Consider the following 8,823-nt stretch of genomic DNA (forward strand, 5'->3'; position numbering starts at 1 on the left):
TAGGGGTCTGTCCTTTTTTGTTAAAATAAAAGATTATCCACAGCTTATGTATTCTTTTCCTTCAGCTTCATGATTAATTCCCGCGGTGTTTCCGCTTCAACAAAAGTCGAATTAACTAAAACATAGGGAGAACATGTACATTCATCACAATAACTTAAGCAATCCATCTCTTTCACTTGATAGTCTTGTTCATTGACCAATTCCTCTAATTCGTCAAACAGATCATCATCATAAAATTGGTTTAAATTATTGGTACAGAACTCCAATATAACCTTTTTCTTTTTTTTAAAAAGCCCCATAACCGATTTCCCCATTCGTTCCGTTTTGTCCTTATTATACAAATGTTTTACTAAATTTAATAGCAACATGCTTTATGGAATGTGTTTCACTTATGGATGAGGGGCATTATTTTTCAGTCGGGGTTGTTTAGTAATAAAGAACTCCCTATTTTTAGGATAGGGAGCATTTGTTATTCTTTGTTTAATCCGATAGTAGCCTCTTTTCTATGCTCGCGGTGTAGCCGGACAAGTCGAACGATGTTTAAAACAATCGTTTTTAAAACGGCATAGACCGGAACACCTAAAATCATACCCAAAATCCCCGCAATGTTTCCGGCTACCAATAAAATAATAATGATCGTCGCCGGATGGGTATCCAGAGCTCGCCCAATGACTAGCGGTGAGATAAAATTGCTCTCGAACTGCTGAGCGACTACGGCAACGACAACGACCAATATAGCCGTCCATGGGGAAATAAATAGCCCGACGATAAAAGCAGGAGCTGCCCCTAAAAACGGTCCGACATATGGAATAATATTGGTCACCGCAACTGCTAATCCTAATAATAATGCATAAGGTAAGCCAATGATCATGTAACCGATAAATGACAATGTACCTACACATAGTGAAACGATTATCTGTCCTTGAATATAGGTTGCTAAAGTGTTTGTTGTATCTTTTAAAATAACTAAGCCTTCTTTACGATACGATTTCGGCAAAAACCGTAAGATTGCATTCGGCAGTTTATGCCCATCTTTTAATAAATAAAAAAGTAAAAATGGTACCGTCACAATGACTAAAGTAATATTCGCAACCGCACCAATTAAGCCGGATAGACTATTTGTGACAGCTGTTGGAATATCCGAAAGATAACTCATTAAATTATGTTGAATTTGATCAAGATCTACATACTCTTGATTTTGAAACCAATGGAACGCGTCTGACTTGGATATATCATTGATGATCTCTGGAAGCTTATCGATATATTTTGGAATATTTGCAAAAAGCTCGCGAAATTGTTGTGATAAAATTGGGATTACTAATGCTACGATAAGAACGACGAGCCCGATAAATAATACATACAAAATAAAAATGGCCAAAGTTCGCGGAATTTTTATTTTTTCCAATAAAGAAACGATCGGATTAAAGAGAAAATAAAGGAAACCCGTTATTAATATCGGGAAAAACAAAGTGGATAAAAAGACGACAATCGGATTAAACAGAAACGAAATTTTGGTACATATGTAAATAATTCCGACGATAAGCAGAATCTCTAATGTCCAAAAATGTAATTTAGTTTTATACAACCGAACAAACTCCTTCCGTTTATGTATAAGTTAATATTATAGAATACGGATGGAAATTTCCATAGGTTTCAAATATTCATGTAGAAAATTTTAAATTGTTCAAGACAGGCAAGAGAGGGGATGCACACATGCTTTACCTAGTTCAATAAAGAATTATTTGGGATATTGCTGCCTCAGCTGATTGAAATTTACTACATTTATATAAAATTTCGTGATTCTAGATGATTATATATTGCAATGTTGGGAAAAATTATGTATATTAAAAACATGGATGGAAAATTATTTTAGAAATTTTTTTCGACTAAAAATGAATGAGTGTTCATTCAAGACTGAACAAAGGGGGAAAGAAGTTTTGGTTAAACAAATTAAAAAAGCCGCCGTACTAGGTTCCGGTGTCATGGGTTCCGGCATCGCAGCACATTTGGCAAATGTTGGGATCCCGACATTATTGCTCGATATTGTACCAAATGAATTAACAAAAGAAGAAGCTGCAAAAGGACTGACATTAAATGATAAAGTCGTCCGTAATCGAATTGCAGAAGCAGGTAAACAAAAATTACTTAAACAAAAACCGGCACCGTTGACTACAAAAGATAATCTATCCCTGATTGAAGCAGGAAACTTAGAAGATGACTTAGAGCGACTTAGTGAAGTTGATTGGATAATTGAAGTCGTTGTCGAAAGATTGGATATTAAGAAATCCGTTTTTGAAAAAGTTGACCAATATCGGAAACCGGGAACAATTGTAAGCTCAAACACATCCGGAATTTCCGTCAATGCAATGGCGGAAGGTCGCTCAGAAGATTTTAGAAAACATTTTCTCGGCACGCATTTTTTCAATCCGCCGCGTTATTTAAAACTATTGGAAGTCATTCCGACAAAAGATACCGATCCGGAAGTCGTTCATTTCATGGAAAAATTCGGTGAAGATGTCCTTGGCAAAGGGGTAGTCATTGCCAAAGATACACCGAACTTTATTGCCAACCGCATTGGAACATACGGGTTATTAATCACATTACAGGAAGTATTAAACAATGGTTATTCCATCGGTGAAGTCGATTCCATTACTGGACCGATGATTGGCAGACCAAAAAGTGCCACATTCCGTACCCTCGATGTTGTCGGACTGGATACATTTGTTCACGTTGCCAACAATGTGAAAGATCAAGTAGAAGGAGAAGAGAAAGAAGTATTTACCGTTCCACCGCTACTTGAAAAGATGTTAGAAAGAAAATGGTTAGGTGCGAAAACAGGTCAAGGATTTTTCTTGAAAAAAGGGAAGGAAATTCTTGAGTTAAACCCAAACACGTTAGAATATGAACCGGTCAAAAAACTGAGAACGCCTTCAACCGAACTGGCAAAACAACAAAAGGGTACAAAGGCAAAACTCCAAGCATTGGTTTATGCCGATGACCGTGCTGGGAAACTATTATGGAGTGTATTCTCCAAAACTTTGGTTTACTCTTCAGAATTACTTTATGAAATTGCCGATGATATAGTTGCTGTTGATAATGCAATGAAATGGGGCTTCGGTTGGGAACAAGGTCCGTTTGAATCTTGGGACGCTATTGGTCTTGAAAAATCAGTTCAGCGTATGGAAAGTGAAGGGTTGACTGTTCCAAGCTGGATTAAAGAAATGATCGCAAACGGTGCAACATCTTTCTATAAAGAAGATAACGGTGCAATCCTGTATTATGACCGCGGAGAATATAAACCGGTTAAACAAAACGAGAAATCTATCAATCTTAAACTATTGAAAAAGCAAAAAGGCGTGATTATGAAAAACTCCGGGGCAAGCTTGATCGATATCGGTGATGGTGTAGCATTACTTGAATTCCACTCACCAAACAACGCCATTGGACTTGATATCATTCAAATGATTAACAAATCCATTGAAGAAGTGGAGAAAAACTATAAAGGTCTTGTCATCGCAAACCAAGGGAAAAACTTCTGTGTCGGTGCGAATATTGCAATGATGCTAATGGAAGCACAAGACGATAATATTTTTGAGCTAGATTTTGTGATTCGCCAATTCCATAAAGCGATGTTAAATATTAAATACAGTAAAAAACCGGTTGTGGCCGCACCACATCAAATGGCTCTCGGTGGAGGAGCTGAAGTAATTCTGCCGGCTGCACGAATTCAAGCATCACCTGAAAGCTATATCGGCCTTGTGGAAGTCGGTGTTGGATTAATCCCGGGCGGTGGCGGAACAAAAGAGTTATATATCAAACATTTAAACAGCATGCCTAAAGGAGTCAAATTCGACTTACAAGAAGTTGCAAACAAAGTATTTGAAACAGTTGCGACTGCAAAAGTATCCACCTCAGCTGAAGAGGCAAGAGAATTTGGGTTCTTAAATAATCTTGACGGAATTAGCAAAAATCCGGATCATGTCATTTATGATGCCAAACAAGTTGTTATCGAACTTTATGAAAGCGGTTATCAGCCACCTGTGCGTAAAAAAGTACCGGTCGTCGGTGAAACCGGTTATGCAACATTACTCCTTGGTGCACAAGGGATGCATTTATCCGGTTATATTTCCGAGCATGATTTAAAAATAGCCAAAAAGCTTGCATACGTATTGGCTGGCGGTAAAGTGCCGTTCGGAACAGAAGTAGATGAAGAATATATTCTTGACTTGGAAAGAGAAGCATTTTTAAGTTTAATAGCAGAACCGAAAACGCAAATGCGGATGCAACACATGTTGGTAAAGGGAAAACCGTTACGGAATTAATAGAATAGAAGAGAAGAAGGATTGCTGTCGAAGCTTTCATAGTGGAGCCAGGCAGGAAAACTTGTCAAAGGTTTAATCCAATTACTATACTTTTTTATTCGAGTACAAAGGGGGAAACGATGTGAGAGAAGCAGTAATTGTCGCCGGTGCGCGGACACCTGTGGGAAGGGCAAAAAAAGGAACACTTCGTCATACGCGACCGGATGACTTAGGTGCACTGGTTGTAAAAGAAACATTAAAAAGAGCAAACCATTATGAAGGCCCGATTGATGATTTAATTATCGGCTGTGCAATGCCGGAAGCCGAACAAGGATTAAATATGGCAAGAAATATTGGTGCATTGGCAGGTCTCCCATATACAGTACCGGCAATTACCATTAATCGCTATTGTTCATCGGGATTGCAAGCAATTGCCTATGGCGCGGAAAAAATCATGCTTGGTGGGGCAGAAGCTGTCTTAGCCGGTGGTGCTGAATCCATGAGCATGGTGCCAATGATGGGACATGTGGTTCGCCCGAATGCAAAATTAGCTGAAACGGCACCGGAATATTATATGGGCATGGGTCATACAGCTGAGCAAGTTGCGGAAAAATACGGCATTACTCGGGAAGAACAAGATGCTTTTGCCGTGAGAAGCCATCAAAGAGCGGCAAAAGCGATTGCAGAAGGGAAATTCAATGAGGAAATTGTCCCTGTTGATGTCACTTTTCGCTCCGTCGATGAAAACAATAAACTCGTTGAAAAAACTGTTCAATTTACGACTGATGAAGGTGTTAGACCGGATACCACCTTGGAAGTTTTGGCGAAATTACGCCCGGCTTTCAATGTCAAAGGTACGGTTACGGCCGGTAATGCTTCACAAACAAGTGACGGTGCGGCAGCGGTTCTCTTAATGGATCGGGAAAAAGCAGAGGCAGAAGGGTTAAAGCCGCTTGCCAAATTCCGTTCTTTTGCAGTGGGAGGTGTGCCGCCGGAAATTATGGGAATTGGTCCTGTCGTCGCAGTTCCAAAAGCACTGAAACTGGCCGGGTTAGAATTGTCTGATATCGGATTAATTGAGTTAAATGAGGCCTTTGCTTCTCAATCGATTCAAGTGATTCGGGAATTAGGCTTAGATGAAGAGATTGTCAATGTCAATGGCGGAGCAATCGCTTTAGGTCATCCACTTGGTTGCACCGGTGCAAAATTAACGCTTTCTCTTATCCATGAAATGCGAAGAAGAGATGTTCAATTTGGTGTCGTTACAATGTGTATCGGAGGCGGAATGGGTGCAGCAGGTGTGTTTGAACTGCTGTAAGGAAATTGGAAACAATAAGAATATGAGAGTTGCTCCTTTCATATTCTTTTCAACTAAATATAACTTTTAGGGAGGAATTTTTCATGGCAAAATCTGTTGATGAAATTGTAAAAGGTGGTAGTTTTATAATTGAAGAAATCGGTCCGGATCAAGTATTTACACCGGAAGATTTTACAGAAGAACATTTAATGATTGCAAAAACAACAGAAGACTATGTTGCAAATGAAGTCATGCCTGTCGTAGAAAAATTGGAAAATCATGAGTTCGAATACTCTGTGAAACTGTTAAAGCATGCCGGGGAACTTGGTTTACTTGGGACAGACGTACCGGAAGAATACGGTGGTCTTGGTTTAGATAAAATTACTTCTGCACTAATTGCTGAAAAAATGTCTCGTGCCGGTGGTTTCTCGATTTCTCACGGAGCCCATGTCGGAATCGGATCATTGCCGATTGTTCTATTCGGTAATGAAGAACAAAAACAAAAATATTTACCGAAACTTGCATCCGGGGAACTGCTTGCCGCTTATGCATTGACAGAACCCGGATCCGGATCGGACGCATTAGGTGCAAAAACAACGGCAAAATTAAATGAAGCAGGTACCCACTATATTTTAAACGGTGAAAAACAATGGATTACCAATGCCGGCTTCGCTGATGTATTTGTCGTTTATGCTAAAGTCGACGGTGAAAAATTCACTGCATTTATTGTTGAACGCACATTCCCGGGCGTATCTACCGGTGCAGAAGAAAAGAAGATGGGAATTAAGAGTTCGTCCACTCGTACATTAATTTTAGAAGATGTTCCGGTCCCTGTTGAAAATGTTTTAGGTGAAGTTGGTCGCGGTCACGTGATTGCCTTTAATATTTTGAATATTGGCCGCTATAAATTAGGTGTTGGAGCAGTCGGCGGTTCCAAATCTGCATTTGAACTAACAGTAAAGTATGCCAAAGAACGGAAACAATTTAACCGTACAATTGCCAGCTTCAACTTAACCAAAGAAAAATTAGCGACATTAGCTTCTGAAATTTATGCCGCAGAAAGTTCTGTTTATCGCACAGTCGGCCTATTTGATGAAAGAATGGGCAGTTTTAGTGAAGAAGAAGCAAGAGACGGAAAAGCAATTGCCGCTTCCATTGCGGAATATGCCATTGAGTGCTCCTTAAATAAATTCTTCTCCACAGAGGTATTAGACCATGTTGTTGACGAAGGGGTACAAATCCATGGCGGTTATGGATTCATGCAAGAATATGAAATCGAACGGGCTTACCGTGATTCTCGAATCAATCGTATTTTTGAAGGAACCAATGAAATTAACCGTTTACTCGTCCCGGGCACCTATGTGAAAAAAGCAATGAAAGGTGAACTGCCTTTATTTGAAAAAGCACAAAGCTTACAAGAAGAACTTATGATGCTGATGCCGGAAGAACCGGGTGATGAACCATTAGCATTGCAAAAATATTTAGTCCGTAACGCAAAGAAAATCGCATTAATGGCAGCCGGTCTTGCAGTTCAAAAATTTGGAGAAAAACTGGAAGAGGAGCAAGAAATCCTTGTAAATATTGCTGATATCGTTTCCTTCACCTATGCGATGGAATCTGCAGTATTACGCACGGAAAAGGCGATTGCCCGTGACGGTTTAGAAAAGAGCAAACAAAAACTGCTTTATACAGAAATTTTTGCTCAAGCCGCCTTCAACCGAATCGAATCGGATGCAAAAGAAACATTAATTGCTGTATCCGGCGGTGATACTCAGCGGATGTTATTATCTTCATTACGCAAATTAACCCGTTACACACCAATTAATGTGATTCCGAAAAAACGGGAAGCTGCAGATAAATTAATTGAAGCAGAAAAATATATTGTATAATGTGATATTAAACAATCATAATTAACAAAATTCATTCTCTTACATGTAAAACAGTTCATGATGGGACGGATTCAAAGGTCAGGTCTTGTAACTATTTTTGCAAGATTTACTTGAAAGGATCCACTCACATGAACTGTTTTTTCTTTCCGGCTACTATTACACAAACTATTTTTCCTAAACAGGAGATTTACGAATCGGTAAAAGGCTGATTCTTTTCAAACTAACGCTACGTGCTATAATAGAAAAAGAAGGATTGTAAATGATAAGGTGGTGTTAAAATGTCGATAACATTTTATTGGTATCCGAACTGCGGGACATGTCGTAAAGCCAAAAACTGGTTAGATGCACACGGGGTTTCCTATCATGCTGTCCATATTGTGGAAAATCCCCCCAATCGTGATGAAATGGAGCAATTATATAAAAAAAGCGGGTTGGAATTAAAAAGGTTTTTTAATACGAGTGGTCAAAAATATCGTGAATTGGGCCTAAAAGATAAAATAAACACTTTAGAAGAAGGGGAGCTACTTGATCTTTTAGCTTCTGATGGCATGCTTTTAAAAAGGCCGATTGTAACAAATGGTGAGAAAGTGACTGTCGGTTTTAAAGAAGAAGAGTTCGAAAAGGAATGGTTAAATAAATAGTTATTGTTCGCGTTAATTCGCGATGTGTGCGTGAACAAGTTTTAATAAGAATCTTAAGATAAATAGTCGTTTATTGTACGAGTTAATTCGCAATAAGTGATAACAAGTTCCAAAAAGAACGGGTAAATAAATAGTCGTTTACTTGTACTTTTAACAATCGCTTTTGTATGATAAATTTGTTCTATACATCATTTTTGGAGGGATTAGCATGGGAACACCAAAAGATTTTCGTTTTTCCAAGGAGCATGAGTGGGTAAAAGTAGAAGGGGATAAAGTCCGGGTCGGTATCAGTGATTTTGCTCAATCAGAACTCGGTGATATTGTTTTCGTGGAACTTCCTGAAGTTGGAAAAAAATTACAGGTGAATGAGCCATTTGGAAGTGTGGAATCGGTAAAAACAGTTTCTGAATTGTATGCACCGATCAGCGGGACAATTGTTGAAGTTAATGAACAATTAACCGACAGTCCGGAATTAGTTAACGAATCTCCATATGAACAAGCTTGGATGGTTGTCATTGAACCGAAAGACCTTTCTGAATTAGAAACATTAATGAGCGCCGACGAATACGATCAAATGATTAATGAAGCAAAATAAATGAGATACATATTTTGGAGGGCATCTGAGTTTAGATGTCCTTTTTTTAACGGATTTCCGAAAGAAGTCTCCCATCCTCAAGGAATGTGCAGGGCGTAGC

Annotated in this window: 7 protein-coding genes; 5 read left to right on the forward strand and 2 right to left on the reverse strand. The window is 38.9% G+C overall.

Annotated elements, in window-relative coordinates:
- Nucleotides 1–44 precede the first annotated feature (44 nt).
- On the reverse strand, nucleotides 45–299 hold the full coding sequence (locus LIZ98_RS06070; RefSeq protein ID WP_034772197.1) for a DUF1450 domain-containing protein: 255 nt from the start codon (nucleotides 297–299) through the stop codon (nucleotides 45–47).
- 170 nt (nucleotides 300–469) lie between these two features.
- A complete protein-coding gene (locus LIZ98_RS06075; RefSeq protein WP_227139187.1) occupies nucleotides 470–1,585 on the reverse strand; it encodes an AI-2E family transporter in 1,116 nt (371 codons plus the stop codon).
- Between the two features lie 307 nt (nucleotides 1,586–1,892).
- On the opposite strand from LIZ98_RS06075, the gene LIZ98_RS06080 reads away from it, so the two are divergent.
- From LIZ98_RS06080 to gcvH, 5 genes are all read left to right on the forward strand, one after another.
- Entirely contained in the window at nucleotides 1,893–4,322 is a 2,430-nt protein-coding gene (locus LIZ98_RS06080) for a 3-hydroxyacyl-CoA dehydrogenase/enoyl-CoA hydratase family protein (RefSeq protein WP_227139188.1), read from the forward strand.
- 121 nt (nucleotides 4,323–4,443) lie between these two features.
- On the forward strand, nucleotides 4,444–5,619 hold the full coding sequence (locus tag LIZ98_RS06085; protein ID WP_034772189.1) for an acetyl-CoA C-acetyltransferase: 1,176 nt from the start codon (nucleotides 4,444–4,446) through the stop codon (nucleotides 5,617–5,619).
- A gap of 83 nt (nucleotides 5,620–5,702) precedes the next feature.
- Nucleotides 5,703–7,487, forward strand: coding sequence for an acyl-CoA dehydrogenase family protein (locus tag LIZ98_RS06090; protein WP_227139189.1), 1,785 nt, complete (start codon nucleotides 5,703–5,705; stop codon nucleotides 7,485–7,487).
- Nucleotides 7,488–7,765: 278 nt separating this feature from the next.
- Nucleotides 7,766–8,128 (forward strand): arsenate reductase family protein, encoded by a 363-nt coding sequence (locus LIZ98_RS06095; protein WP_227139190.1) that lies wholly within the window; start codon nucleotides 7,766–7,768, stop codon nucleotides 8,126–8,128.
- Nucleotides 8,129–8,336: 208 nt separating this feature from the next.
- Nucleotides 8,337–8,723: a glycine cleavage system protein GcvH gene (gcvH, locus tag LIZ98_RS06100; RefSeq protein WP_227139191.1), complete on the forward strand. Its 387-nt coding sequence runs from the start codon at nucleotides 8,337–8,339 to the stop codon at nucleotides 8,721–8,723.
- The last annotated feature ends 100 nt before the right edge of the window (nucleotides 8,724–8,823 follow it).

Source organism: Caldibacillus sp. 210928-DFI.2.18, assembly GCF_020554505.1.
In the GTDB taxonomy this organism is placed as follows: Bacteria; Bacillota; Bacilli; order Bacillales; family Caldibacillaceae; genus Caldifermentibacillus; species Caldifermentibacillus hisashii.

Excerpts from the sequence above, each read along its gene's own strand:
- LIZ98_RS06070 (WP_034772197.1), bottom strand. The coding sequence starts at position 299 with ATGGGGCTTTTTAAAAAAAAGAAAAAGGTTATATTGGAGTTCTGTACC.
- LIZ98_RS06080 (WP_227139188.1), top strand. The coding sequence starts at position 1,893 with ATGAATGAGTGTTCATTCAAGACTGAACAAAGGGGGAAAGAAGTTTTG.
- LIZ98_RS06090 (WP_227139189.1), top strand. The coding sequence starts at position 5,703 with ATGGCAAAATCTGTTGATGAAATTGTAAAAGGTGGTAGTTTTATAATT.
- LIZ98_RS06095 (WP_227139190.1), top strand. The coding sequence starts at position 7,766 with ATGTCGATAACATTTTATTGGTATCCGAACTGCGGGACATGTCGTAAA.
- gcvH (WP_227139191.1), top strand. The coding sequence starts at position 8,337 with ATGGGAACACCAAAAGATTTTCGTTTTTCCAAGGAGCATGAGTGGGTA.